Origin of the sequence: Agrobacterium sp. ST15.13.013 (genome assembly GCF_027956525.1) — a bacterium.
Taxonomy (GTDB): Bacteria; Pseudomonadota; Alphaproteobacteria; order Rhizobiales; family Rhizobiaceae; genus Agrobacterium; species Agrobacterium salinitolerans.
In genome coordinates this window covers 1-419 of the sequence record NZ_JAQKGP010000106.1, presented here as the reverse complement: position 1 = coordinate 419, position 419 = coordinate 1, and the positions used below count along the sequence as shown (strand labels likewise).

The window sequence follows — 419 nt, the reverse complement described above, 5'->3', positions numbered from 1 at the left end:
AGATAGGCGCAGACATAGAAGCTCACAGCTGGTGAATAGTCATTACGCAATAGCTGAGCTCGCGCTACTGACGCCAGATGGGGTCAGCTTGCCGCTTACGATTGAACGGTTCGGCCAGATGATCCTCCAAATGAGCAATCACCCGTCTGAGCCTGTAGCCCGGCAACGCCGCCTGACGATCACTCTTCCCATCAGTCGAGGCGTAGTTTCGTATCAGATGGACGGCGAGACTTTGGGCAAGCCCGTTGACATACAACTGGCTCCCGCCGTCTTCCGCCGTAAGCTCTTGATTGTTGGTTTCCACGCGGAACTGAGCCGGTGGGGGTGCGGATAAAAAGTTGGACTGTTTTAAATGCTCAGGCCGAGGCTCTTACGATATTCGACCGGGCTGAGCGATCCCAGCGATATCTTGATGCGCT

1 protein-coding gene is annotated in these 419 nt (G+C 55.1%); it reads left to right on the top strand.

Annotation, left to right across the window (positions count from 1 at the left end):
* The coding region (locus tag PL597_RS26095; protein WP_271366667.1) for a hypothetical protein at window positions 1–334 on the top strand (334 nt) is incomplete at its 5' end.
* Window positions 335–419 lie beyond the last annotated feature (85 nt).